We start from the raw sequence: 23,557 nt of genomic DNA, 5'->3' as shown, positions 1-23,557 counted from the left end.
CGCTTGGATGGCCGCATGCCCCACGCCGATCCCGCCCACCGCACCCTGTCCACCGCCGCGATCGCCGACGCGTCGCTGCGCATCGGCGTGCTCGCCCGCCCAGCGCCGCCGACCCTTGTGCCCCTGCTCCCCGGCGCATCCTTCTCCGGCCCGGCGGCGCCGATCACGCACCTCGGCAGCGTCGACGTCATTCTGCAGACCATCGACGACGCTCCCACCGGTGCGGTCGTCGTGGTCGACAACGCCGGTCGCGACGACGAAGCCTGCGTCGGCGACCTCATGGTGCTCGAGGCACTGACCGCGGGCATGTCGGGCATGGTGGTGTGGGGCCGCCACCGCGACACCGCGCAGCTGCGGCAGATCGGTCTCCCACTGCACAGTCTCGGCGCTTTCCCCTTCGGCCCGCGCCGGGTGCCGCCGGCGGGCGCACCCATGGCGGTCGCCGTGCTCGGCGGCGTCGCGGTCGCGCCGGGCGACTACCTGTTCGGCGACGACGACGGCATCCTCGTGCTCACGCCCGACCGGCTCGACGAGGTGGTGGAGGCCGCGCTCGCCATCCAGGCCACCGAGTCGGCCCAGGCCGAGCGGATGCACGCCGGCACGTCGCTGCGCACCCAGCTCGACTTCGCCGCCTACCGCGCCGGCCAGGCGGCCGACCCGACGCTCACGCTCCGCCGCCACCTCGCCGAGCGCGGTGGCGCCATCGAGGTCTGACGGGTCAGGAAGCAGCCGGGGTGGCCAGAGCGGCGGAGATCTCGTCTTCGGTGAGCGGCACCCAGGGCGAGCTGTCGGGGTCGGCGCTGGAGGCCTCGGGGCTCGCACCCTGGTTCCACCACTTCGACTCATAAGGCACGCCGTCGAACAGCACCCGAGCGCCCTTCTCGTAGGCTGCGGCACCGGCCCAGTCGGGATAGGTGCCCTCGGGCAGGGTGAGCGCCTTGTAAGGCGTCTCGCCCGGCAGCACGGGCCCCACGAGGGTCCACGGCGTCTCCCAGTCGTTGAGCACCGGGTCGTCGGGGATGTCGCCGCGGGTCCACCACTTGGCCTGGTAGACGTTGCCGTGCCAGACGATCTTCGTGCCCTTGAGGTACGACGACTCCTCCGCCCAGATCGGGTACGGGCTGGTGGCCGGGTTGTCGACCACCGGCTGGTCGGCATCGGGCGTCGTCACCGACGAGGCCGAGAGATCCGGATGCCCGGGCAAGCCCGCCGAGAGCAGTCCGGCGAAGGTCTGGTCGCCCTGGGCGATGCCGCTGCAGGCATCCGAGACCCGCTTGAGGTCGACGTAGTTCGGCCCGCAGGTGGTGTCGCGGTTCAGTGACCAGAGCGACATGCGGCCGAGGCCCTGCTTCTGCGCGAAGGCGTTCAGCGCCTGCGCGTCGGCGAGGCCGAACACGTCGCCCTTCACGTCGTTCTGCCCGGCCATCGGGGTGGCCCCGATCTTCGACCAGAGCGTCGCATCGGAGAGCTGGATGTCGGCCTTCGAGTACAGCGCGTCGAGTTGGCGGTGTGTGGCTTCCAGGGCGTCGATCGAGGCATCGGCCATCGAATCCGTGCCGCGGCTGGTGCCGTAGTTCATGGTCATCACGTTGACGCCGGCGAGATCGACCCCCGCCTTGAGCATCTGCGCCACGGTGTCGGTGGCGTCTTCGGTCAGTCCCGAAGGGGCGACCGGCAGAGTGAGCCAGACGGCGAGTTCCTCACCGGCGTCGCGCTTGGCCTGTTGCAGCGCCGCGATCGCGGTGGCCCGGCGCTCCCCGGCCGCCGAGTCGGCGAGCGCAGAGCCCTCGATGTCGAGGTCGATGGTGGAGAGCTGGTAGCGGTCGACGACGGAGGCGTAGGCGGCTTGGAGCGCAGCGGGGTCGGAGCATCCGGTGGCCAGCTCGTCGTTCAACTGCCCGCCGAACGAGACCACCGCGTCGCCGCCGGCCTGGCGGAGTCGGGCGAGACGACGGTCGAGGTCGAGGTCTTTCGACGCTCCGTCGAGCGTGTAGGCGGTGCCCCAGGTTGGAACGCAGGGGTCGTCGGTGGAGGCCACGACGAACGAGAGCACCACGTCCGCGTCCTCGGGCGAGGCCGGTGTCTCGAACGCGTAGGTGGGCGTGGCGGTGACGTCGACGTAGCCGGCGAACCAGGGGCTCACGCCGTCGGCCTGGGCCGAGTCGAAGCTCTGCACGGCCACGAAGGCGCCGAGCGAGAGGGCCGCGATGGCGCCGGCGGCGATGATGACGCGCAGCGGCGAGAGGCGCTTGCCGTCGTGCGGGCCGGATGCCGCGGCGGCCTTCGGAGTGGCCGGGGCGATGCCGCTCATGCTGCACTCCGCTCGGCGCCGACGCTCTCGCGACGACGGGTGCTGCGCGCGCTGCGGCGCACCCTGCCGCGGGTTCCGGAGGCGCGACGCCGGGTGGCGCTCGCATCCGTGGTCTCCGGATCGGCCGGGTTGCCGTGGTAGAGCACCGAGCGCCAGTCGACGGACTCGTCCTCGACGGCGAGCTCCGCCGGGTCGGCGGTCTGCGTGGCGACGAGTCCCGCGGCGACGGGCGCGACCGAGGTGGCTGCCACCGCCGGCTTGCGCTCGACGTAGAGCCACTTGGTGAGGCCGAGCCAGACATCCACCAGCGACGGCCCGATGCCGATGTTGGCGAGGATGGCCCAGCTGGCGAGTGAGGCGTTGAGCGCCGCGAAGGCCGCGTTGCCCCAGTTCTGGGCGCCGAAGTCGCGCCAGAAGGTGAAGGCCGAGAACACGACGATGGCGTAGGGCGCCACCACGTAGAGCAGCGGTGCCGCGGTGCGGTTGCGCACCTTCGGGGTGCGGGCGAACGGGATCTTCTTGCTGGACACGGCCTGCTCGAGCGACTTGAACACGCCCGCCAGGTTCACCGGAAGAAGGATGAGGTTGAACCCGTAGATCCGGAAGATGTCGGTGAACTTGTAGCCGCTGTAGCGCAGGTCGCTGCCCATCGCGATGAAGTACGGCAGCGCCGCGATCAGCACGACCGGGCTGAGCAGCCGGCTGTCGTAGGGGTAGGCGAGCAGGAACACCAGGCCGAAGCTGGCCCAGGTGATCGAGGCCATGTAGTTCACGCGCAGCAGGATCTCGCCGATGCCCACCGGATGCCCCGCGCGCTTGCGGGCGCGGATCTGCCGCCAGAACTTCGGCAGGATGAGCAGGCCGCCGTTGGCCCAGCGCCGGCGCTGCACGATCAGCGAGCCGAAGTCGGGCGGGGTGGCGCTGTAGCTGAGGCGCTCGGGGTAGTTGACGAGGGTCCAGCCGTGCAGGCCCAGGTCGACGCTCGACTCGGTGTCTTCGATGACCGTGCGGTCTTGCACGTAGCGCCGCACCTCGAATCCGCCCACCATCTCGGTCTCGACGATGTCTTCGAGCGCAGGCTTGCGGATGACCGCGTTCGCGCCCACCCAGAACGTCGCCCCGTAGTGCGTCATGCCCTGGTGCTGGATGTGCTGCAGGTCGGTGGTGGCGCCGGCCAGGCGCTCGATGCGGGTCGGGGCGCCGCGGAACGAGGAGTACGGGGTCTGCGTCACGGCGACCCGCTCGTTGTTCGGCTGCTCGAGGAAGTAGACGAGCCGCAGGCAGTACTCGCGCAGCAGCAAGGAGTCGGCGTCGAGGGTGAGGAGGTAGCCGGCATCCGGCACTTCGTAGTCGGCTGCCTCGTAAGCCTCGACGGGGCGCAGGATGATGCCGTCGGGGCTCTGCTCGCGACGGAAGCGTCCGCCCATCAAGCCGATGTAGGAGTTGAGGTTCATGGCCTTGTTGGCCTCGTGCGACAGCGACGCGAACTTCTTGCGCTCGAAGGTCTCGAGTTCGGCGGAGAAGATCCAGATCAGCCGGCGGTGCAGTTCGAGCATCCGCTCGGCCGTCGGCGACTCGCCGGCCAGCAGCGCCACGTCGAGGGCATCGGCCGTGACGCTGAGGTCGTAGGCGAGGGCGCCGAGCACCTGCTCCACGAAGAAGGTGTCGACGTGGTCGGTGCGCTCCTCGTCGTCGGCGAAGGCCAGCAGCCAGCTCGCCGCCTCGGTGTAGGCGTGGGCGAGACGGCGGACGTCGGATGCCTGCACCCCACCGTGCAGCAACCACTCGCCTTCGAAGCTGAGCAGGGCGTCGACGGCGCGATCGCGGGGTGCTCGCAGGGCGGCGGCGATGTCGTCGGCGATGTGCCGCGAGATCTCGAGCCGGGCCGCGACGGCGGGGTCGGAGGGGAAGGGCGGGTCGTCGAGCAGCAGCACGACCCGGAGCGAGGGGTACTCCTGCAGCGCGGCCGACCAGAGGGTCTTGCGCACGACGGAGGGCTCTTCGCTGTAGGAGGGCACGAGCACCGTCATGTCCTGGTGCGCCGCGGAGAAGTGCTTGTCGAGCTCGGCCCGCGGCACCCGAACGTGGTCGCGAAAGCGCTGCAGCGCGCCTTGGCGAGCCACGAGGTACATGAGGGCCGAGAAGGTGAGGAACGTGACGACCACGAGGTAGGAGATGGCCTCGGTGGTGAAGCGGAAGCTCTCGGTTCCGTTGTTCAGGAACTGCCGGACGACGGTGTAGACGACGTAGGTGACCCAGGCGGCCACCGTGATCACGATGGCCAGCCGGCCCCAGGTGATCTTCGCATCGCTCGGAATCGCGTGGACGGTGGACAGTGGCTCGGTGTTGCGCTCGGCGCCCAGTTGTCGTTTTCGGGCAGGCGAAGCCAGGGACTTCGTAGACATGTGTTCCTCGGGTCGAAGACGATGTTCGGGTGAGAAAAGGGGTGGTGTGCGCAGCCGAGCGTTGGGGACGCTGGGGGTGAGCTGCACACACCACCGCGGCATCGAGCGTTGGGGACGCTGTGGTGATGCCGCGGACGGCGGGTGGGGGGTGACCACTGCCGTCCGGGTTCTTGGGACCGGTGGCGGGTGACCACCGATCCGAGAGCGACACTACTCTCGAATCCCGCTCTGTTTCAGGGGTGTTTCCGTCGCTCCCAGCTTCGGATCGGCCCCTCCCCCGGGCGGGGGTCACCGACCTCGAATCACTACAACTGATCAGGCCTTTTGTCGCACAGGATGCGTCGGATCGAGCCTTTCGCTCAGCAGAATCACCACGGATGTTGAGGTGGCCTTGGCATGATCTTGATCCGAAGCTGCGCAAATCTTTGGCTTTCATGGAGCCGCACGGCCCCTGTTCGTGGGGAGTGCATCCGCATAGGCTCGGAATCTCAGCCCATCGCACCACTGGAGGTCGACCATGAGCAGCCACACCTACCGCGTCACCGAGATCGTCGGCACCTCGCCCGAGGGCACGGATGCCGCGATCCGCAACGGACTCGCCCGCGCCACGAAGACCCTGCGCAACGTCGACTGGTTCGAGGTCGTGTCGACGCGGGGAGAGCTGGAGAACGGCGAGATCGCGCATTTCCAGGTGACCCTCAAGGTCGGTTTCCGGCTCGACGACGCGTAAGGAGCGCCCGGCCGGGCCAGGCTGTCGACGTGCGTCTTCTTAGGAGAGCACGTCTTTCGACGCGAAGCGCCCGTAGGCGAGCGCGCCGAACACCGCCACGTAGCCCAGCTGCAGCAGGGCGTTGCCGCCGAACGACGACCATTCGATCGGCTGCCGCAGCAGGTCGGCGAAGTCGAGCCAGTAGTAGCTGAAGAGCCACGGATGCAGCCACTCGGTCTGCGAGAGCTGGCCGAGAACCTGCGACACGATCGAGATGACCACCGTGGCCGCCATCGCGCCCACCGGCGCATCGGTGAGGGTGGAGATGAACAGGCCGATGGCGCTGAGGCCGACGAGCCCCAGCGTGACGTAGACGGCGATCAGCAGCGAGCGCAGCAGCGACTCGCCGACGCTCACGCTGTCGCCCGAGAGCAGGGTGACCGGACCGACCGGAAACAGGGCGATGCCGATGAGGATGCCGGCGAGCGACACGGTCACGGTGGCCGTGAGGCAGAACACCGCGGCCGCGGCGTATTTCACGACGAGCAGACGGATGCGCCCCACCGGCGACACCAGTAAGTAGCGCAGGGTGCCGGTGTTCGCCTCGCCCGCGATCGAGTCGCCGGCCACCACTCCCACGGTGAGTGGCAGGAACAGCGGGATCGAGACGACGAGAGCCGTCATGCCCACGAACAGGCCGTTCTGGGTGATCCGGTCGAGAAAGGCCGGTCCGCGCCCGTCGCCGCCGTCGGTGACGCGGATGGCCACGGCGATGAGGATGGGGATGGCCGCGAGCGCCGCGAGCATCGCCCAGGTGCGGCGTCGGCGGAAGAGCACGGAGAGTTCGGAGGCGAAGAACCCCCACCCGAGAGCGCGCCGGGATCGGCGACCGAGCAGGTCGGGCGCGCCGCCGTGGGTGTCGGGCGCCGCGGCCTCCACGCCGGCGGCCGCGGGCGCGATCCGGGCGGGCGGGGTGTCACTGGACAACGTCGAACCCCTCCCCGGTGAGCGCCACGAAGAGGTCTTCGAGCGAGGCCTGCTGCACGGCGAACCCGCGCACGCGCACCCCGCCCGCCACGAGCGCGGCGACCACGTCTTCACGCGCCACGCTCTCGGGCAGCACCGCACTCAGCACGCTCTCCCCCACACCCGCGCCGCCCGCGCCCTCGCCGGGTAGCGCAAAGTGTCCTTCCGGCGTCGGAAGAGGACCGTTTGCGCTACCTCGCGTGCCGGATGTAGCGCCAAGCCCGGCGCCCCCGGGTTGGGTGCCGGGGGTCGCGGGAGCGGGCTCGGGCTCGGGCGGGAGGCCGAGGTCGGTGAGGATGCGCGTCGCGCGCGACGCATCGGCGGCCGGCACGAGCACGCGGGCGCGGGTCTGGCCGGCGAGGCGGAGCTCGTCGAGCGTGCCCTGGGCCACGAGCCGGCCGCCGCTCATCACGGCGGCGTGCGTGCACATCTGCTCGATCTCGGCCAGCAGGTGGCTGGAGACGAACACCGTGGTGCCCTCCGAGGCGAGCGAGCGGATGAGGTGGCGCACCTCGCGCGTGCCCTGCGGGTCGAGCCCGTTGGTCGGCTCGTCGAGCACGATCAGCTCGCGGGGCGCGAGGAGCGCGTTGGCGATGCCGAGCCGCTGTTTCATGCCGAGCGAGTAGGCGCGCACCTTCTTTCCCGCGGCGTGGGTGAGCCCGACTCGCTCGAGGGCGTGATCGACCCGGGCCGCACGACTCGCGGCGGGTGCGAATCCGTCGGCGGCATCCAGTCGGCGCAGGTTCGCCGCACCGGAGAGGAACGGGTAGAAGCCGGGCCCTTCGATGAGGGCGCCGACGCCGGGCAGCACGTTCGCGAGACGGCGCGGCATCGCCTGCCCCAGCACCCGGATGTCGCCCGCCGTCGCCGAGGCGAGGCCGAGCAGCATGCGGATGGTGGTGGTCTTGCCCGACCCGTTCGGCCCGAGAAACCCGAACACCGACCCCTCGGGCACGGCGAGGTCGACTCCGTCGACCGCGAGCTGCTTGCCGAAGCGCTTGGTGAGCCCAGCCGTCTCGATGGCGAAGTCGCTCACCGGGCCGGCCCCGCGGCCTCGAACGCCGACTCGATCACGACGTGGGCACCCACCCTCGCGAACCGTCGTCCGGCGGCGATCACTCGGCCGGAGCGGGAGCAGCCGTGGCCGGTGGAGCGGGTACGGCCGGAGCAGCCGCGGCGGCCGCCTCCAGCGCGTCCACCGGCACAGCACCCACGAGCACCCGCCCGTCGTCGGTGAGCAGCACCGACAGGAGCGCGGTCTGCAACGCCTGGCCGCCGTCGACCGGCGTCAGCAGCTGGGCCATCACCGGCGAGGAGGTGAGTTCGGAGGCATCCGCGCCCACGGCGAGCGAGACGATCGAACCCCAGCCCTCCCCGGTGACGACGGGCTCCGGATGCGTGCCGCCGGCATCCGTCGATCCGTCGCCCTGCAGCTCGTCGCGCGTCGGGAACGGCTTCTCGGTGACGGTGGTGCCCTCGGGAGCGGTGAAGTCGAACAGATCGCCCGAGGGGGCGTCGAGCGACAGGTCGGTGAAACCGATGCTGAAGGCCGGCGAGGAGGCGCCGCGGGCGAGCACCTCGACCTGGAGCGGCAGCCCGGTCTCGGCGTCGACCGCGATCGACACCGAACCCACCAGGGTCTCGGAGCCGCGCGGGGTGAGCACGAGGTCGTAGGCCGAACGGCCGGCGACCGACGTGTCGGCGCCCAAGGTCACCTCGGTGCTGGGGTCGACCGCGTCGAGGAACTTCTGGGCCAGCTGGCCCGGCGTCGCGATGTCGGTGGGCACCGGTGCGGGAGCCTCGCCCTCACCGAGTGTCGACGGGTCGGGCAGCGTGGTGTGCACGGCCGTGTCGTCGCTCGAGTCGTAGAGCCAGACGTCGTCTCCGTGACGGATGGCATCCCGCTCGGCCAGCTGGTCGAGGATCTGCACCCGGAGCTTGTCGGAACCATCGGCGTAGACACGTGCCGAGTGGTCGGTGGTGAGCAGTTCGAGCGCCGAAGCCAGCGACGCATCGTTCTCGGCCGCCGACGAAGAATCACCCGAGCCGCCGCCGGCTCCTCCCGATGAGCCCGTCGACACCCCACCGGGCACGCTCGACAGGTCGGGCAGCCCGAGGTCGGAGCTCTGCTCGACCGTGCCGGAGAACGACTGCACGTCGGACTGAGCGGCGAGTTCGAGCACGTCGTGCGGCGATTTCTCGGGGAGATCGGCCGACGCGCTGGCGGCGAACACGCCACCTGCCACGACGACCGCGACGACGGCGGGGGCCGCGATCGCGGGAACCCAGCGCTGCCACTTTCGGGCCATGCTGATCAACTTCTTCCGGAACTGAACGGGATGTGCCAGCGACGTTACGCCGGACACCCGGGAGTTTGCTTCGATTCGTCACAACTGTGGACAACATCGCGGCATCCCGCATCTGTGGAGGAGCATGACCCCGGATGACGCCCGGGCGCCGCAGTGAACACGCCCCTGCTAGCGTCGAATCGTGCCGCACCCCGGAGAACCCCTGCAACGACTCGGCTTCCTCACCATCGGCCTGTTCGATCCCGCCGATCCGGCGACCGGCCACGAGACCACGCTCCGCATCATCGAGCTCGGCGAGCAGCTCGGCTTCGACAGCGCGTGGCTGCGGCACCGCCACCTGCAATACGGCATCTCCTCCCCCGTCGCCGTGCTCGCGGCCGCCACCCAGCGCACCAGCCGCATCGAGCTCGGCACCGCGGTCACCCCGATCGGCGCCGAGAATCCGTTCCGTCTCGCCGAAGACCTCGCCACGGTCGATCTGCTCTCGCACGGCCGCATCACACCGGGGTTCTCGGCCGGCCTGCCGATGAACATCGACCACTACAAGGACGCCATCTACCCGAACACCTTCGAGCAGGAGGACTTCGACTACGGCCGGCTCCTGCGCTTCCGCGACTTCGTGCGCGGCGACGTCGCGAGCAGCTTCGCCGGCACACAGGGCATCGAGGTCTTCGCCGACACGGTCCAGCCGCACGCGGCGGGTTTGTCGAAGCGACTCTGGTACGGCGGCGGCAGCACCCGGTCGGCCGAGTGGGCGGGCGAGAACGGCTTCCACTTCCTCACCTCGAGCGTGGTGCAGGGCGAGAACGGCGACGACTTCGCCACGAACCAGCTGCACCAGGTACGGGCTTACCGCGCGGCGCATCCCGACGGCGCGAAGGCCCGCGTCTCGCAGGGGCTCGTCGTCATCCCGACCGACTCCGCGACGGCGGAGCAGAAGGCGAAGTACGCCGCCTACGCGGCCGGCCGATCCGCTCGTGTCGGCGTGCCCCACGGCCCACGGCGGATGCTCTTCGCCGCCGACATCGTCGGCACCTCCGCCGAGATCGCCGAGGCCCTCTACGCCGATCCGGCCTTCCGCGAGATCCGCGAGGTCGCGTTCGCGCTCCCCTTCTCCTTCGAGCACGACGACTACGTGCAGATCCTGCACGACCTGGCCGAGCGACTCGGCCCGGCCCTGGGGTGGCATCCGGGCCGGTAGAATCGTGGGGCATCCCACCCCCGCATCACCCCGCAACTCAAGGAGTCCTGGCCGCGTGAGCAATGCCGATACCGTCGAGAACGCCATCGCGACCCCCGATCGGGAGCAGCCCTACGAGGCACTCGGCCTGAAGGCCGACGAGTACGCGAAGATCCGCGAGATCCTGGGGCGCCGCCCCACGAGCGGCGAGCTGGCGATGTACTCGGTGATGTGGAGCGAGCACTGCTCCTACAAGTCGTCGAAGATCTACCTCCGCCAGTTCGGCCAGAAGGTCAGCCCGGCCATGAAGAAGAACCTCATGGTGGGCATGGGCGAGAACGCGGGCGTGGTGGATGTCGGCGAGGGCTGGGCGGTGACCTTCAAGGTCGAGTCGCACAACCACCCCTCCTACATCGAACCGTTCCAGGGCGCCGCGACCGGCGTCGGCGGCATCGTGCGCGACATCATCTCGATGGGCGCCCGCCCCGTGGCCGTGATGGACCAGCTCCGCTTCGGCGACATCGCCGAGGCCGACACCGCCCGCGTGGTGCACGGAGTCACGAGCGGCATCTCGTTCTACGGCAACTGCCTGGGCCTGCCGAACATCGGCGGCGAGACCTACTTCGACAAGGTCTACCAGGGCAACCCGCTGGTGAACGCGCTCAGCGTCGGCGTGCTGCGGCACGAAGACCTGCACCTCGCCAACGCGCGCGGCGTGGGCAACAAGGTCGTGCTCTTCGGGGCCCGCACCGGCGGCGACGGCATCGGCGGAGCATCCATCCTCGCCTCCGACACCTTCTCGGCCGGCGGCCCCACCAAGCGCCCCGCGGTGCAGGTCGGAGACCCCTTCGCCGAGAAGGTGCTCATCGAGTGCTGCCTCGAGCTCTTCGCGGGCGATCTCGTCGAGGGCATCCAAGACCTGGGCGCGGCCGGCATCTCGTGCGCCACCTCCGAGCTCGCCTCCAACGGCGACGGCGGCATGTTCATCGAGCTCGAGAAGGTGCTGCTGCGCGACCCCACCCTCACGGCCGAGGAGATCCTCATGTCGGAGAGCCAGGAGCGCATGATGGCGATCGTGACGCCCGAGAAGCTCGAGGGCTTCCTCGCCGTCACCGCCAAATGGGATGTCGAGACCAGCGTGCTCGGCGAGGTCACCGACACCGGCCGCCTCGTCATCAACTGGCACGGGGAGGAGATCGTGAACGTCGAGCCACGCACGGTCGCGGTCGACGGCCCGGTCTACGAGCGGCCCGTTGCCTACCCCACCTGGATCGACGCCCTGCAGGCCGACTCGGCCGTGCGACTGCCCCGCGCCACCTCCGGTTCCGATCTCCGCGACGAGTTCCTGCGTGTGGTCGGCTCGCCCAACATGGCCTCGAAGGACTGGATCACCAACCAGTACGACCGCTACGTCATGGGCAACACCGCCCTCTCGTTCCCCGACGACGGCGGAATGGTGCGGGTCGACGAGGTCTCCGGCCTCGGCTTCGCCCTCGCCTCCGACGCGAACGGGCGCTACTGCCAGCTCGACCCCTACCGCGGCGCCCAGCTCGCGCTGGCGGAGGCCTACCGCAATGTGTCGGTCACCGGCGCCACCCCGGTGGCGGTCTCCGACTGCCTCAACTTCGGTTCACCCGAGAACCCCGAGGTCATGTGGCAGTTCTCGCAGGCCGTCGAGGGGCTGGCCGACGGATGCCTGGAACTCGAGATCCCGGTCACCGGCGGCAACGTCTCCTTCTACAACCAGACGGGCTCGCAGCCCATCCACCCCACCCCCGTGGTGGCGGTGCTCGGCGTGATCGACGACGTCGCACGGCGCATCCCGTCGGGCTGGCAAGACGAGGGGTCGAACCTCTACCTGCTCGGCGTCACCCGCCCCGAGCTCGACGGTTCGGCCTGGGCCGGCGTCGTGCACGACCACCTGGGCGGCCGCCCGCCGATCGTGTCGCTCGCCGCCGAGGAGACGCTGTCGGGCCTGCTCCGCGCCGGCGCCCTCGAGGGCCTGATCGACTCGGCACACGACCTCTCCGACGGCGGCCTCGCCCAGACCCTCGCCGAGTCGGTGCTGCGGTTCGGCATCGGGGCCCGGGTGTGGCTCGACGAGATCATCGAGCGCGACGGGGTGTCGGCATCCGACGCCCTGTTCAGCGAGTCGACGGCCCGCGTGCTGGTTGCCGTGCCGCGCGAAGACGACGTGAAGTTCAAGGGCCTGTGCGAGGGCCGCGGTGTTCCCGTGCTGCGCATCGGCGTGACGGATGCGCAGTCGGCGTCGCTCGAGGTGCAGGGCCTGTTCGAGGTGGGCATCGAGGAGCTCGGCGGCGTGCACCGCGCGGCGCTGCCGGGGGCCTTCGGCCCCGTCGTCGGCGGCTGACCCGTTCGAAACCGCAAACGTCGCGGCCTCCGCGCGCCATATCGGGTCGGTCGCCTCGACGTTTGCGGTTTCCGACCGCGCTCGGCTGACGCGGATCAGTCGGAGTCGGCGGCGATGCGCTCGTGGTGGTGGATGACCTCCGCCACGATGAAGTTGAGGAACTTCTCCGCGAACGCGGGGTCGAGGTGCGACTCCTCCGCGAGCGCGCGCAGCCGCTTGATCTGACGGGCCTCGCGGTCGAGGTCGGCCGGTGGCAGACCGTGCTCGGCCTTCAGCCGGCCCACGGTCTGCGTGAATTTGAAGCGCTCGGCCAACATGTGGATGAGAGCAGCGTCGATGTTGTCGATCGACTGACGGATGCTCGTCAATCGGGCGTAGACATCCGCCGAGCTGTCGAAGCCACCCGTGGGCACCGTGGAATCCGCGTTCACCATGCCTCAACCCTAGCCAGCCTCGCTGACTCCGTTCTGCGCGTGACGTCGCCGCGGCAGCCGCAGCCGGCCCTGGGCGAGCAGGATGCCGAGGAAGACGAGCAAGGCGCCCACCGGCGCGTTCCAGCTCAAGGTCTCGCCGAGCAGCACGATGCCGAGCGCGACGCCCACCACCGGAGTGAGATAGGTGACCGTAGACGTCGCCGTGGGCCCCCAGGCGTTCAGCACGTTCATGTACCAGTAGTAGGCCACGCCGGTGCCGGCGATGCCGAGCGCCAGCAGGCTGAGCACGATGGGCAGGTCGAGCCCGATGGGGCCGATCGCCACGAACGGCGTGAGCACGAGCAGGATGACCGCACCCATGCCGACCTGCAGGAACGCGGCGGTGAGCCCCGTCACCGGATAGTGGCCGGTGACGAACCGACGGATGTACCCGAAGGTGAAGCCGTAGCAGACCGCCGAGCCGAGGCAGGCCAGCTGGCCGGCGAGCTCGAGCGCCAGGTCGCCCTGCGCCGCTTCGTTCGCCACGAACGACCAGGGGCCGATGATGACGACGACTCCGATGATGCCGGCCGTCACGCCGAGGATGCGGGAGCGGTCGAGCTTCTCGACCCGGAAGGCGAGCGTCACCATCAGCGCCGTGGCGATGGGCGTCACCGCGTTGTAGATGCTCGCGAGCCCCGAGGTGACGTACTGCTCGGCCCAGGCGAAGAGCAGGTAGGGCACGGCGCAGCCGAAGGCGCCGATGACGACGAAGTGCAGGTAGACCCTGGGGTTGCGAGGCATCCGCGTGCGCACCACGAGCAGCAGGATGCCGAGTGTCAGGGCGCCGAGCATCAATCGCGTCCACGCCACCTGGCCGAAGGAGACGCCGCCGAGGGCGACCTTCATGAACAGGAAGCTCGACCCCCAGACGAGGCCCAGTGCCGTGAACTGCAGCGCGACGAGGAGTCGGCTGCGACGGGCACGGGCGGATTCGGGGCGGAGCTGGGTCACCCCGCGACCCTATCGTGCGGGTGCGACATCGCCGACCGGCACGAGACGCCCGACCAGCCGGTTGGCAGTCGGGCGTCTCGAATTGGCAGGATCGACCGGGTCGGATCCTCCCGTCGATCCCGTCGTCGGCCGCTATTCGACCACGGTCAGCGTGACCTCGATGTTGCCGCGGGTCGCGTTGGAATAGGGGCAGATCGTGTGGGCCTTCTCGGCGATCTCCCGCGACTGTTCCGGGGTCACGTTCGGCACGTAGACGTCGAGTTCGACGGCGAGGCCGAAACCGGCGGAGTCGTTCTTGCCGATCGAGACACTCGCTGACACCGCGGCATCCGCGGTGTCGAGCTTCAACTCACGACCGGCCGCGTGCACCGCGCCGAGGAAGCAGGCGGAGTAGCCGGCGGCGAAGAGCTGCTCGGGGTTGGTTCCCTCTCCTGAGCCTCCCATCTCCTTCGGCGGGCGGGTGTCGAAGTCGAGCCGGTCGTCTTCGCTCCGGACGTGTCCGTCGCGGCCGCCACCGGATGCATGGGCGATTGCAGTGTAGAGAGGTTCCATGGAACTAGTTCATCATCAATCGAACGGTGCGCCTGCACCCGGATGCGCGTTCTCGGCCTACGCCCAGAAGGTTCGTCAGGCGTTCGCGAATTCCACAGGAACGCCTCCACCTTGGTTCTCCACACGTTCACGCAATCCGGCCCGGACGGCGGGCCACTCGTCGATGATGATCGAGAACACGGCGGAGTCCCTCCAGGTGCCGTCGGCGCGCGGCAGATCGCGCCGCACGATGCCTTCGAAGGTCGCGCCGAGTTTCGCGATCGCGGCGCGCGAACGCGTGTTGAGAACATCCGCCTGGATCTTGACGCGGCCGAAGCCGTTGTCGAAGGCTAGACCGAGAAGGAGGAGTTTTGCTTCAGGGTTCACGACCGTGCCCCAGACCCGGGGGTCGTAGGCGGTCCACCCGATGTGGGCGGATTCGAGGGCCGGATTGATGTCGCCGAGCGTCGTCGTGCCCACCAGGGTGCCGTCGTTCCGGCCACCGACCAGGCGGATGACGTAAGCGTTGCCGCCCTCCCACTGGTAGTAGCCCTTGGCCCATTCCACGAATTCCTGCGCGGTCGCGCGGTAGCCCGCTGGGCCGCCACCGTAGCCGCCGGCGAAGACCTCGGGGTGACCGATGGCTCGGTGCAGCTCCGGGAGGAGTTCGGGCGTGAGCGGTTCGAGACGGATGTAGCGACCCTGCAGGATGCCGGATGCGGGGCGTGTTGCTGGCATGCCTCCAGTCTGGCATCGGTTGCCCGCCGCCTCGGGCCGCGGATGACGGTGGATCGGACGGCGGGCCGCGGGCGCGGGCATCCGGTCGGCCCGGAGCTGTGCCACGATGGTGCCATGGGCAGTGCCGCCATGTTCTTCCACTCCGCCACCGCATTCCACGACCTCGTCACCCGCATCGACGACCGTCAGTGGGAGTCCGTCGCGCTCGGGGAGTGGACCGTACGGTCGCTCGTCGGCCACACCACGCGGGCCATCCTGACCGTCGAGAGCTACCTGCTTCTCGACGACCCGGGGTATCCGAACGTGCAGAACGCCGAGTCGTACTACGCGCGGGTCTACCGCGAGCTGACCGACCCGGAGGCTGTCGCGGCGCGGGGCGTGGAGGCGGGTATCTGGCTCGGAGACGACCCGGCCCACGCGATCTCGGATGCCCTCGGTCGCGCGATGGCCCTGGTCGACTCCGCCCCACCGGAGCGGATCGTGTCCATCGGCGGACTCGGCATCGCTCTGCCGGAGTATCTGCGCACACGCGTGTTCGAACTCGTGGTGCACTCGATCGACATCGCGCGCGCGACCGGGTTGGCGCACGGGCAGTCGCCCGAGGCGGTCTCCGCGACGCTGGAGCTCGCGGCCGGAATCGCGGCCGCTCGCGGCGACGGCGAGACGCTCCTGCTCAGTCTCACCGGCCGCGGCACACTGCCCGACGGTTACTCGGTCGTCTGACTCCCCCGCTCAGATCAACGAGAGAAGTGCACGCCGACCGCGATGCCGTCGGCGGCCGGACGCTCGGCGACCGCGCGGCCGATGCCGCCCGATCCGCCGGTGACGAGGGCGACGCGGGCGACGCGGGCCGCTGGTGCGGAGAGTGTCTCGGTGTCGGTCATGAGGGGTCCTTTCGGGGAGGTCGGTTCGGGGAGGAGTGGGTGCCGGCGGCCGGCACGCGCGCCAGCCAGTCGCCGAGCAGCCCCGCCTCCGCAGGGCTGAAGGTTTCGGGCACGAGGGCGCCGAGACCGGAGGCGAGCGTGTTCGCGGCCGCGCTGCGGGCATCCGCTTCCTGGTCGACGGCGTCGACGGCGCGCAGGATGGCGCGAAGGATCGCGTCACGCACCAGCGCGGAGCGTCCGGCATCCGGATAGAGCGAGGGCCGCACCACCAAGGCCAGCGCGACGCCCGTGTTCGCGGCCATCACCATCCGCGCCGCCGTCTCGGGCACGACCAGCAGCCGGCCGTCAACGGCGAGCCGGTCGAGCACCTCGCGGAGCAGTTGCATGGCCTCGCCGACCGATTCGGGCCGGGTCGTGAGGGTCGTGGCGAAGAGCCGAACAGCCGGTCGAGGGCCGGCTGCTGCGCGCCGGCCGCCTCGCAGACCGCACGAGTCGCCACGTCGCCCGTCGGCGACCGGGCGAGCACTCCTGCCGTGGGAGGAGTACCGCCGATACTCCGCTACATCGCGGGTCGGGTCCGCGTCGCCAGACCGGCCGGATCGCGGAGAACCCGCGTCAGGGCCAGCTGGGCGGCGCCGACCATGAGGAGGTCGTCGCCGAGTCCGGCCTGGGCGATCCGCACGCCCGACCCCGGGGCCCGCATCGCCGAGCGGGCGAGCGCGGCCGGGAGCCGTTCGGGGGCGAAGGCGTGCAGCCCACCGAGGTAGCCACCGAGCACGAGCAGCTCCGGGTCGAAGAGGTTGACGGCAGTACGCACCGCCACGGCCAGATGGTCGAGCTGTCGGTGCACCACGGCGATCAGGTCGGGGTCGTCGCGCCGGGCATGCATCGCCGCATCGAGGTCGAAGCCGGCGCCGACGCCGGCGCCGACGCCAGCGCCAGGGGCGGCGAGCGTGGCGAGCAGCGCATCCGGGCCCACCTCGGTGTCCAGGCACCCTCGAGCGCCGCAGCGGCAGAGCGCCCCGTCGCTGTTCACCAGGGTGTGGCCGAGTGCGCCCGCGTAGCCGTCGGTGCCGGTGAGCAGTGCGCCGTCACCGATCACCGCCGCACTGACGCCGCCCGCACCCCCGGTGAGGAAGACCAGGTTGCGCACCTGGCGTGCCACACCGAACGCACTCTCGGCGAGAGCACCCGCGGCGGCCTCGCCGCCGGCGAAGACCGGCAGCCCGAGCGTCTGCTCGAGCCGCTCGGCGAGGGGTTCGGCGTGCCAGCCGAGTTGCAGGGCGGCATCCACCAGTCCGTCACGGGAGCGCACGAGGCCGGGAACCGCGAGACCCACCCCGACCGTCCGGTACGACGCGTCGAGCTCGGACCGCATGCCGGCCACGACCGCGGAGACGATGTTCACCACCTCATCCGGCCGCGGCACCTGCACCGTGCCGTAGCGGATGCGCTTGATGACGTGGCCACCGAGCCCAACCAGACCGATGGTCACGGCATCGGGCGTGGGATGCACCGAGAGCGCCACCGTGCGCCGCTCCGGCTCGATCATCAGGCTCGGCCGGCCGACGTGCCGCGCTGCGGCCTCCGATTCGCGCACCAGCCGCAGGTCGACCAGTTCGCCCACGAGAGCGCCCACCGTCGAGCGGTTCAGGCCGGTCTCGCGCGTCAGCTCGGCGCGGGTCACGGCTCCTCGGCTGTGCACCAGGGTGAGCACGGCGGAGAGGTTCGTGCGCCTGAGCTCACTCCCCGTCGACTCCGCCATGCCCCGCTCCCGAATCCGTGCGACCCGCGCCGACCGGAACGGCTAGCCCCGGGCCCCGGTGAGGTGCTCGAGCGCCAGCTGCTGCAGACGCACGAAGCCGAAGCCCTTGCCGTTGAAGTAGGCGGCGGCGTCGAAGTCCTCGAATGCGGAGCGATCGGCGAGCAGGTCGTCGTAGCTTTCGCCCGAGCCGAGCGTGGGCACCGAGAGCTCGGGCACGCGCGAGGCGGCGAGCGCCTCCTGCACCTCGGGGTCGGCGCGGAACGCGGCGGCCCGCTCCTTGAGCAGCAGGTAGGTGCGCATGTTCGCGGCGGCGGATGTCCACACGCCCGTCTCGTCTTCGGTGCGCGAGGGCTTGTAGTCGAAGTGCCGCGGACCGTCGTAGGAGGGCCCACCGTTCGGTCCGCCGTTCTCCAGCAGGTCGACCAGCGAGAAGGCGTTCTGCAGGTCGCCGTGGCCGAACACGAGGTCCTGGTCGTACTTGATGCCGCGCTGACCGTTGAGGTCGATGTGGAAGAGCTTGCCCTGGTAGAGCGCCTGAGCGATGCCGGCGGTGAAGTTGAGGCCCGCCATCTGCTCGTGCCCGACCTCGGGGTTCACACCCACCAGCTCGGGGCGTTCGAGGGTCTCGATGAAGGCGAGCGCGTGGCCCACGGTCGGGAGCAGGATGTCGCCACGCGGCTCGTTCGGCTTCGGCTCGATGGCGAAGCGGATGTCGTAGCCCTTGTCGGTGACGTACTGACCGAGCAGGTTCACGGCTTCGCGGTAGCGCTCGAGCGCGGCCCGGATGTCTTTGGCCGCGTCGTACTCGGCGCCCTCGCGGCCGCCCCACATCACGAAGGTGGTGGCGCCGAGCTCGGCGGCGAGGTCGATGTTGCGGAGCACCTTCCGCAGCGCGAACCGGCGCACGGCGCGATCGTTGGAGGTGAAGCCGCCGTCTTTGAAGACGGGAGCCGAGAAGAGGTTGGTGGTGACCATCGGCACGATGACGCCCGTGTCGGCGAGCACCTGCTTCAGGCGGTCGATCTGGGTCTGGCGCTCCGCATCCGTCGAGCCGAAGGCGAACAGGTCGTCGTCGTGGAAGGTGAGACCGTAGGCGCCGAGCTCGGCCAGCTTCTCCACGCCGTGCACCACGTCGAGCGGGGCGCGGGTGGGGCCGCCGAAGGGGTCGGCGCCGTTGTACCCGATGGTCCACAGACCGAACGAGAACTTGTCTTCACGAGTGGGGGTCAACGACATGAGAATGCTCCAGTGCAGATTCAGTACTAAAAGTGGTTGCCAACAACATATTCGGAAGATTCGGGCGATGTCAACAATGCCGGGCAGCTTGCGGCCCTATCCCATCCAATTCCTGGGAGGCTTCCGCGATAAACCGCATACGGCAACAAACTCACGGCGCGCTCCCAGCCAGCGTCACGGATACGGTCACGTAGGAATGCGGGGGCAGCTCGACCCGGATGCCGGCTCCGTACGGCTGGTCGACCACCTCGACGTCGTGGTCGCGCACCGTGACGGCATCCGGATCGGCCGCCGTGTTGTGCGCCTGCAGGGAGTCGGCGTTCAGGATGCGGGCGCTCTGCCCGACCACGGTGCGCCCCCGCAGATCCAGGACCACCGGGACGGATCGGTCGGCGTCGAGGTTCGTCAGCGAGAACAGTGCCGAGTCGCCCCTCGTCGAGGCCGAGACCGAGAGCAGCTCCAGGCGCCGGCCGTCGACCTCGCGATGCAGCTCCGGCGCGTCCACGTGCACCCGCAGGGCGGTCGCGTCGTGGTGACCGACGTTCATCCGGAAGACGTGGTAACTCGGCGTGAGCACGAGAGCCCCGCTCTCCGGATCGGTGAGGATCATCGCCTGCAGCACATTGACCGTCTGGGCGATGTTCGCCATCACCAGCCGGTCGGCGTGGGCGTGGAAGGCGTCGAAGTGCACGCTCGCCACGAGGGCGTCCCGCAGGGTGTTCTGCTGGTAGAGGAAGCCGGGGTTCGTGCCGGCCTCCACGTTCCACCAGGTGCCCCACTCGTCGAGCACCAGGCCGATCTTCTTCGCGGGGTCGTAGACGTCCATCACGGCGGCATGGCCGCGGATGAGCTCCTCGACCCGACGCGCCTTCACCATCGTGGCGTAGTAGTCGTCGGTGCTGAACCGCGTCGCGTCGCCCTTGTCCTCCCAGGGCCCGGGGATCGTGTAGTAGTGGAACGAGATCGCCTGGTAGATGTCCTTCGGCCCGTCGCCGCAGCCGATGCAGCTGATCGACTTCATCAGCGTCTCGGTCCAGCGGTAGTCGTCGTCGGCGGCCCCGGCCGCGATCCGGTAGAGCGTGTTGTCGCCGTGGTCACGCAGATAGGTCGCGTACTGCCGGGCGAGATCGGCATATGCCTCGGCGCGCATGTTTCCGCCGCATCCCCAGGCCTCGTTGCCGATGCCCCAGAACGGCACCCGCCAGGGCTCGTCCCGGCCGTTCGCGCGGCGGAGCGCGGCCATCGGCGATTCGCCTCCGCGGGTGAGGTATTCGACCCACTCGCTCATCTCGCGCACGGTGCCCGACCCCACGTTGCCGTTCACGTACGGATCGGCGCCGAGCAGCTCGCACAGCGCCAGGAACTCGTGCGTGCCGAAGCTGTTGTCCTCCACCACGTCGCCCCAGTTGGTGTTGACCATCCGGGGTCGCTCCTCCCGCGGCCCGATCCCGTCGCGCCAGTGGTACTCGTCGGCGAAGCATCCGCCCGGCCAGCGCAGGTTCGGGATCGCGATGTCGCGGAGGGCCTCCACCACGTCGAGACGGATGCCGCCCTGGTTCGGCACCGGGGAGTCCTCGCCCACCCAGAACCCGCCGTAGATGCACCGGCCGAGGTGCTCGGCGAAGTGCCCGTACAGGTGCCGGCTGATGGTGGGGCCGGGGATGTCGAGGTCGATCACGACCCGGGCCGCGGCGGCGCTCACGACAACCACCGCGACGACGGGGTGAGCGGAACGAGCGGCGGCAGTTCGGGCGCCGACTCCACGACGACTCGGCGTCCGGATCGCGCCGACTCGAGGATGGCGGTCATCACGTCGAGGGCATGCAGCCCGATGGCGCCGGACGCACGCGGCAGGTCGCGATCGCCGAACACGAAGTCGATGAGGCCCGCGCCCCGGCTGCCGTCCTCGAACCCCGCCGAAGGGGCCACCGGCTGCCACTCCTCCCCGCTGAGGGCGAAGGAACGCACCTCGCCGCCGAAGTAGTTCGGATCGGGCACCGAGAGCGAGCCACGCTCGCCGTGGATCTCGATCGGGTTCGCATCGGTCCGCACGCCGTCGAAGCTCGTGATGATCGTGGAGAGCGCGCCGTTCGCGTGCTCCAGGATGCCGGTGACGTGCGTGTCGACCGACACCGGGATCTCCTCACCGGCGCGCGGACCGGTCTGGATGACGCGGCTCGAGCGCAGCCGGCTCGCGGCGCCGATGGCCGCGACCACCGGACCGAGCGTCTGGACTAGCGACGAGATGTAGTACGGCCCCATGTCCAGCAGGGGTCCACCGCCCGGCGCGTAGTAGAAGTCGGGGTTCGGATGCCAGGCCTCGTGCCCTGCAGCCACCCAGGTCGCGGTCGCCGAGACCGGCCGGCCGATCAGCCCGGACTCCACGGCCGACCGCGCCGTCTGCGTTCCCGTGCCGAGCACCGTGTCGGGCGCGCTGCCGACACGCACCCCGGCTGCGGCCGCCGCGGCCATGACCTCGCGGGCGTCGGCGAGCGTCGCCGCGAGCGGCTTCTCGCCGTAGACGTCCTTGCCCGCCGCGATGGCGGCCAGGGCCACCTCGGCATGCGCGGCCGGAATGGTGAGGTTCAGCACCGTCTCCACATCGGGGTGCCGGAGCGCCGCGTCGACCGTGAGCGCCTCGGCTCCCGTCGTCGCCGCCGTCGCCCGCGCGCGCTCCGCGTCGAGATCGGCCACCGCCACGATCCGCAACCGCGGATGCCGGGTCAGTGTCTCCAGATAGGCGCGGGAGATGACCCCGAGCCCGACGATCGCTATGCCGTGCGACTGGCCCACAGCATCCCCCTCTCGATGATGGTGCGGACGTTCTCGTCGTGCAGCACGTCCACGCTGTGACCGGGCGTCGCGACGACGATCCGGCCCTCGCCCCACTGCCTCGTCCAGACGGCCGGCGACGTGATCGTGCGGTGCCACGGATGCCACGGCGGAGCCGGATGCGTCGTGGTGGCGAGCACGTCGATGAGGTCGTCGTGCAGCACCCAGTACTGCTCGGTCACGAGGTCGAACCGGTCGACGCCGGCCGTGATCGGATGACTCCGCCCGAGCTCGGTGATCTCGATCGTGTGGGCGAGGAAGTTGTCGCTCTCGTCGCCGGCCCGCTCGTCCGGAGCCTTCGCGGGGTGCGTGGCGAACTGGCCGCCGATCAACTGGAGGTAGTCGGACTCGTTGCGGAACGAGTCGGCGATCCCACCGTGCCAGCCCACGAGGCCCATCCCGCCTTCGACGGCGGCGCGCAACCCCGCGACCGCCTCGGGCGAGATCTGCGACATGGTGACGCTCTGCACCACGAGATCCTGCTCCCCCATCCGGGTCGCGTCGGCGTACACCTCGGGGGAATCGTGCACCTCGACCGCGAAGCCCTGGGCCTCGAGGAAGGGGATGAAGAGCTCCGTGGCCTCGACCGGATGGTGCCCCTCCCAGCCTCCCCGCACCACGAGCGCTGATCTGGCGGTCATCTGTTCTCCTTGTCGACGTGCGTGAATCGTGAGTCGTCGGCGGCACTGCGCTCGACTGCGGCCAGCACCCGTTGCACCTGCAGGGCTTCGCCGAACGACGGCGACGGGGCCGTTCCGGCACCGATCGCCCGCACGAAGTCCACCACCTCGTGGGTGAACGTGTGCTCGTAGCCGAGGCCGTGTCCCACCGGCCACCAGCCTTCCAGATACGGATGCCCGGCCTCCGTGGCCTGGACGCGGCGGAATCCTTCGCTCAGCGAGTCGCTCTCCGACTCGAAGAACTCCAGCTCGTTCATCCGCTCGAAGTCGAAGGCCACCGAGCCGCGCGTGCCGTTGATCTCGATGCGGTTCGCGTTCTTGCGGCCGAGCGCCATCCGGGTGGCTTCGAACACCCCCACCGCGCCGTCGTCGAACCGCGCCGTGAAGGCGGCCGCGTCGTCGACCGTCACGGCTGCACGCGCGCCCGACGTGTCGCCGGTTCCGCCGAGGCCCACCTGCTCGCCGGACGCCGGACGCTCCGACACGAAGGTGTGCAGCAGCGCCGACACGCCGGAGATGCGCGAGCCGGTCAGCCATTGGGCGAGGTCGACGCTGTGGGCGCCGATGTCGCCGAGGGTGCCGCTGCCGGCCTGCTCCTTGTCGAGCCGCCAGGTCATCGGCGCGGTGGCATCGCTCAGCCAGTCCTGGAGGTATTGGGCGCGCACGTGCCGCACCCTGCCGATCCGGCCGTCGTCGATCAACCGCTTGGCCAGCGCGAGCGCCGGGGTGCGGCGGTAGCTGAAGCCGCACATCGAGAGCACGCCGAGGGATTCGGCGGCCTGGGCGGCATCGGTCATGATCTCGGCCTCGCCCACCGAGTTCGCCAAGGGCTTCTCGCAGAGCACGTGCTTTCCGGCGGCCAGCGCGGCAAGGGTCATCTCGGCGTGCAGGTTGCCCGGCACGCAGATGTCGACCGCGTCGATGTCGTCACGCTGCACGGCCTCGCGCCAATCGGTGCTCCACGACTCCCAGCCGAACGACTCGGCCGCCGCCCGCGTGCGCGCGGGGTCGCGACCCACCACGAGAGCGGGCCGCACCGCGCGCGGCAACGCGAAGAAGCGCGGCGCCGTGAGCCAGGCGTTCGCGTGGGCACGCCCCATGAACCCCGTGCCGATCAAGGCGACCCGGAGGCCGTCGCTCTGAGACATCGTCG

General features: G+C 70.2%; 22 protein-coding genes. 5 read left to right on the top strand and 17 right to left on the bottom strand.

Going from position 1 to position 23,557, the window contains the following annotated elements; genetic code table 11:
- Positions 1-15: 15 nt before the first annotated feature.
- The gene (locus BLW00_RS06980; RefSeq protein WP_092551009.1) at positions 16-714 is read left to right on the top strand and encodes an RraA family protein; all 699 of its coding nucleotides are present in this window, start codon (positions 16-18) and stop codon (positions 712-714) included.
- 4 nt (positions 715-718) lie between these two features.
- Here BLW00_RS06980 and BLW00_RS06975 read toward each other — a convergent pair whose 3' ends face one another.
- Together BLW00_RS06975 and BLW00_RS06970 are read right to left on the bottom strand one after the other, a co-directional pair.
- Positions 719-2,311: a chitinase gene (locus BLW00_RS06975; RefSeq protein WP_092551006.1), complete on the bottom strand. Its 1,593-nt coding sequence runs from the start codon at positions 2,309-2,311 to the stop codon at positions 719-721.
- Positions 2,308-4,716: a glycosyltransferase family 2 protein gene (locus tag BLW00_RS06970; protein ID WP_092551003.1), complete on the bottom strand. Its 2,409-nt coding sequence runs from the start codon at positions 4,714-4,716 to the stop codon at positions 2,308-2,310. The genes BLW00_RS06975 and BLW00_RS06970 overlap by 4 nt, the downstream gene beginning before the upstream one ends.
- 517 nt (positions 4,717-5,233) lie before the next feature.
- Between BLW00_RS06970 and BLW00_RS06965 the strand changes: the two genes are divergently transcribed.
- The gene (locus tag BLW00_RS06965; protein ID WP_092551000.1) at positions 5,234-5,446 is read left to right on the top strand and encodes a dodecin; all 213 of its coding nucleotides are present in this window, start codon (positions 5,234-5,236) and stop codon (positions 5,444-5,446) included.
- 39 nt (positions 5,447-5,485) lie between these two features.
- Here BLW00_RS06965 and BLW00_RS06960 read toward each other — a convergent pair whose 3' ends face one another.
- From BLW00_RS06960 to BLW00_RS06950, 3 genes are all read right to left on the bottom strand, one after another.
- On the bottom strand, positions 5,486-6,322 hold the full coding sequence (locus BLW00_RS06960) for an ABC transporter permease (protein ID WP_281242394.1): 837 nt from the start codon (positions 6,320-6,322) through the stop codon (positions 5,486-5,488).
- A gap of 79 nt (positions 6,323-6,401) precedes the next feature.
- Positions 6,402-7,487 carry an ABC transporter ATP-binding protein gene (locus tag BLW00_RS06955; protein WP_092550994.1) on the bottom strand — a complete coding sequence of 362 codons (1,086 nt, stop codon included), beginning with the start codon at positions 7,485-7,487 and terminating at the stop codon, positions 6,402-6,404.
- 79 nt (positions 7,488-7,566) lie between these two features.
- Complete coding sequence (locus tag BLW00_RS06950) at positions 7,567-8,760, bottom strand: LolA family protein (RefSeq protein ID WP_092550991.1); 1,194 nt, start codon at positions 8,758-8,760, stop codon at positions 7,567-7,569.
- A 181-nt stretch (positions 8,761-8,941) separates the two neighbouring features.
- Here BLW00_RS06950 and BLW00_RS06945 point away from each other — a divergent pair, with 181 nt between their 5' ends.
- Positions 8,942-9,961, top strand: a complete 1,020-nt coding sequence (locus BLW00_RS06945) for an LLM class flavin-dependent oxidoreductase (protein WP_092550988.1) — start codon at positions 8,942-8,944, stop codon at positions 9,959-9,961.
- 55 nt (positions 9,962-10,016) lie between these two features.
- The gene (gene purL, locus BLW00_RS06940; protein WP_092550985.1) at positions 10,017-12,311 is read left to right on the top strand and encodes a phosphoribosylformylglycinamidine synthase subunit PurL; all 2,295 of its coding nucleotides are present in this window, start codon (positions 10,017-10,019) and stop codon (positions 12,309-12,311) included.
- Positions 12,312-12,406: 95 nt separating this feature from the next.
- On the opposite strand, the gene BLW00_RS06935 is transcribed toward purL, so the two are convergent.
- From BLW00_RS06935 to BLW00_RS06920, 4 genes are all read right to left on the bottom strand, one after another.
- Positions 12,407-12,745: a chorismate mutase gene (locus tag BLW00_RS06935; protein ID WP_092550982.1), complete on the bottom strand. Its 339-nt coding sequence runs from the start codon at positions 12,743-12,745 to the stop codon at positions 12,407-12,409.
- Positions 12,746-12,754: 9 nt separating this feature from the next.
- Positions 12,755-13,738, bottom strand: a complete 984-nt coding sequence (locus BLW00_RS06930; RefSeq protein ID WP_245741339.1) for a DMT family transporter — start codon at positions 13,736-13,738, stop codon at positions 12,755-12,757.
- Positions 13,739-13,870: 132 nt separating this feature from the next.
- A complete protein-coding gene (locus tag BLW00_RS06925) occupies positions 13,871-14,290 on the bottom strand; it encodes an organic hydroperoxide resistance protein (RefSeq protein WP_092550979.1) in 420 nt (139 codons plus the stop codon).
- A 75-nt stretch (positions 14,291-14,365) separates the two neighbouring features.
- Positions 14,366-15,007 carry a GNAT family N-acetyltransferase gene (locus tag BLW00_RS06920; protein WP_092550976.1) on the bottom strand — a complete coding sequence of 214 codons (642 nt, stop codon included), beginning with the start codon at positions 15,005-15,007 and terminating at the stop codon, positions 14,366-14,368.
- Positions 15,008-15,121: 114 nt separating this feature from the next.
- Between BLW00_RS06920 and BLW00_RS06915 the strand changes: the two genes are divergently transcribed.
- Positions 15,122-15,730, top strand: coding sequence for a maleylpyruvate isomerase family mycothiol-dependent enzyme (locus tag BLW00_RS06915; protein ID WP_175494167.1), 609 nt, complete (start codon positions 15,122-15,124; stop codon positions 15,728-15,730).
- A 14-nt stretch (positions 15,731-15,744) separates the two neighbouring features.
- Here BLW00_RS06915 and BLW00_RS06910 read toward each other — a convergent pair whose 3' ends face one another.
- From BLW00_RS06910 to BLW00_RS06875, 8 genes are all read right to left on the bottom strand, one after another.
- Positions 15,745-15,891: a hypothetical protein gene (locus tag BLW00_RS06910; protein ID WP_217634305.1), complete on the bottom strand. Its 147-nt coding sequence runs from the start codon at positions 15,889-15,891 to the stop codon at positions 15,745-15,747.
- The gene (locus BLW00_RS06905) at positions 15,888-16,277 is read right to left on the bottom strand and encodes a hypothetical protein (RefSeq protein ID WP_217634304.1); all 390 of its coding nucleotides are present in this window, start codon (positions 16,275-16,277) and stop codon (positions 15,888-15,890) included. The genes BLW00_RS06910 and BLW00_RS06905 overlap by 4 nt, the downstream gene beginning before the upstream one ends.
- 173 nt (positions 16,278-16,450) lie before the next feature.
- On the bottom strand, positions 16,451-17,656 hold the full coding sequence (locus tag BLW00_RS06900; RefSeq protein ID WP_092550971.1) for an ROK family transcriptional regulator: 1,206 nt from the start codon (positions 17,654-17,656) through the stop codon (positions 16,451-16,453).
- A 42-nt stretch (positions 17,657-17,698) separates the two neighbouring features.
- A complete protein-coding gene (gene xylA / locus BLW00_RS06895; RefSeq protein ID WP_092550968.1) occupies positions 17,699-18,892 on the bottom strand; it encodes a xylose isomerase in 1,194 nt (397 codons plus the stop codon).
- Positions 18,893-19,043: 151 nt separating this feature from the next.
- Positions 19,044-20,594: an alpha-N-arabinofuranosidase gene (locus BLW00_RS06890; RefSeq protein ID WP_245741338.1), complete on the bottom strand. Its 1,551-nt coding sequence runs from the start codon at positions 20,592-20,594 to the stop codon at positions 19,044-19,046.
- Positions 20,591-21,685, bottom strand: coding sequence for a Gfo/Idh/MocA family protein (locus tag BLW00_RS06885; protein ID WP_092550963.1), 1,095 nt, complete (start codon positions 21,683-21,685; stop codon positions 20,591-20,593). The genes BLW00_RS06890 and BLW00_RS06885 overlap by 4 nt, the downstream gene beginning before the upstream one ends.
- Complete coding sequence (locus BLW00_RS06880) at positions 21,664-22,365, bottom strand: ThuA domain-containing protein (RefSeq protein ID WP_092550961.1); 702 nt, start codon at positions 22,363-22,365, stop codon at positions 21,664-21,666. The genes BLW00_RS06885 and BLW00_RS06880 overlap by 22 nt, the downstream gene beginning before the upstream one ends.
- On the bottom strand, positions 22,362-23,552 hold the full coding sequence (locus BLW00_RS06875; RefSeq protein ID WP_092550958.1) for a Gfo/Idh/MocA family protein: 1,191 nt from the start codon (positions 23,550-23,552) through the stop codon (positions 22,362-22,364). The genes BLW00_RS06880 and BLW00_RS06875 overlap by 4 nt, the downstream gene beginning before the upstream one ends.
- Between the last annotated feature and the right edge of the window lie 5 nt (positions 23,553-23,557).

It is taken from the genome of Herbiconiux ginsengi, assembly GCF_900107435.1.
Taxonomy (GTDB): Bacteria; Actinomycetota; Actinomycetes; order Actinomycetales; family Microbacteriaceae; genus Herbiconiux; species Herbiconiux ginsengi.
The sequence above is the reverse complement of the archived record's forward strand: the minus strand, read 5'-3'. Positions and strand labels throughout refer to the sequence as shown.

Coding starts and splice junctions, on each gene's coding strand:
- BLW00_RS06980 (WP_092551009.1), top strand. CDS start 16: ATGCCCCACGCCGATCCCGCCCACCGCACCCTGTCCACCGCCGCGATC.
- BLW00_RS06975 (WP_092551006.1), bottom strand. CDS start 2,311: ATGAGCGGCATCGCCCCGGCCACTCCGAAGGCCGCCGCGGCATCCGGC.
- BLW00_RS06970 (WP_092551003.1), bottom strand. CDS start 4,716: ATGTCTACGAAGTCCCTGGCTTCGCCTGCCCGAAAACGACAACTGGGC.
- BLW00_RS06965 (WP_092551000.1), top strand. CDS start 5,234: ATGAGCAGCCACACCTACCGCGTCACCGAGATCGTCGGCACCTCGCCC.
- BLW00_RS06950 (WP_092550991.1), bottom strand. CDS start 8,760: ATGGCCCGAAAGTGGCAGCGCTGGGTTCCCGCGATCGCGGCCCCCGCC.
- BLW00_RS06935 (WP_092550982.1), bottom strand. CDS start 12,745: ATGGTGAACGCGGATTCCACGGTGCCCACGGGTGGCTTCGACAGCTCG.
- BLW00_RS06925 (WP_092550979.1), bottom strand. CDS start 14,290: ATGGAACCTCTCTACACTGCAATCGCCCATGCATCCGGTGGCGGCCGC.
- BLW00_RS06920 (WP_092550976.1), bottom strand. CDS start 15,007: ATGCCAGCAACACGCCCCGCATCCGGCATCCTGCAGGGTCGCTACATC.
- BLW00_RS06915 (WP_175494167.1), top strand. CDS start 15,122: ATGGGCAGTGCCGCCATGTTCTTCCACTCCGCCACCGCATTCCACGAC.
- BLW00_RS06910 (WP_217634305.1), bottom strand. CDS start 15,891: ATGACCGACACCGAGACACTCTCCGCACCAGCGGCCCGCGTCGCCCGC.
- BLW00_RS06905 (WP_217634304.1), bottom strand. CDS start 16,277: ATGCAACTGCTCCGCGAGGTGCTCGACCGGCTCGCCGTTGACGGCCGG.
- BLW00_RS06900 (WP_092550971.1), bottom strand. CDS start 17,656: ATGGCGGAGTCGACGGGGAGTGAGCTCAGGCGCACGAACCTCTCCGCC.
- xylA (WP_092550968.1), bottom strand. CDS start 18,892: ATGTCGTTGACCCCCACTCGTGAAGACAAGTTCTCGTTCGGTCTGTGG.
- BLW00_RS06880 (WP_092550961.1), bottom strand. CDS start 22,365: ATGACCGCCAGATCAGCGCTCGTGGTGCGGGGAGGCTGGGAGGGGCAC.
- BLW00_RS06875 (WP_092550958.1), bottom strand. CDS start 23,552: ATGTCTCAGAGCGACGGCCTCCGGGTCGCCTTGATCGGCACGGGGTTC.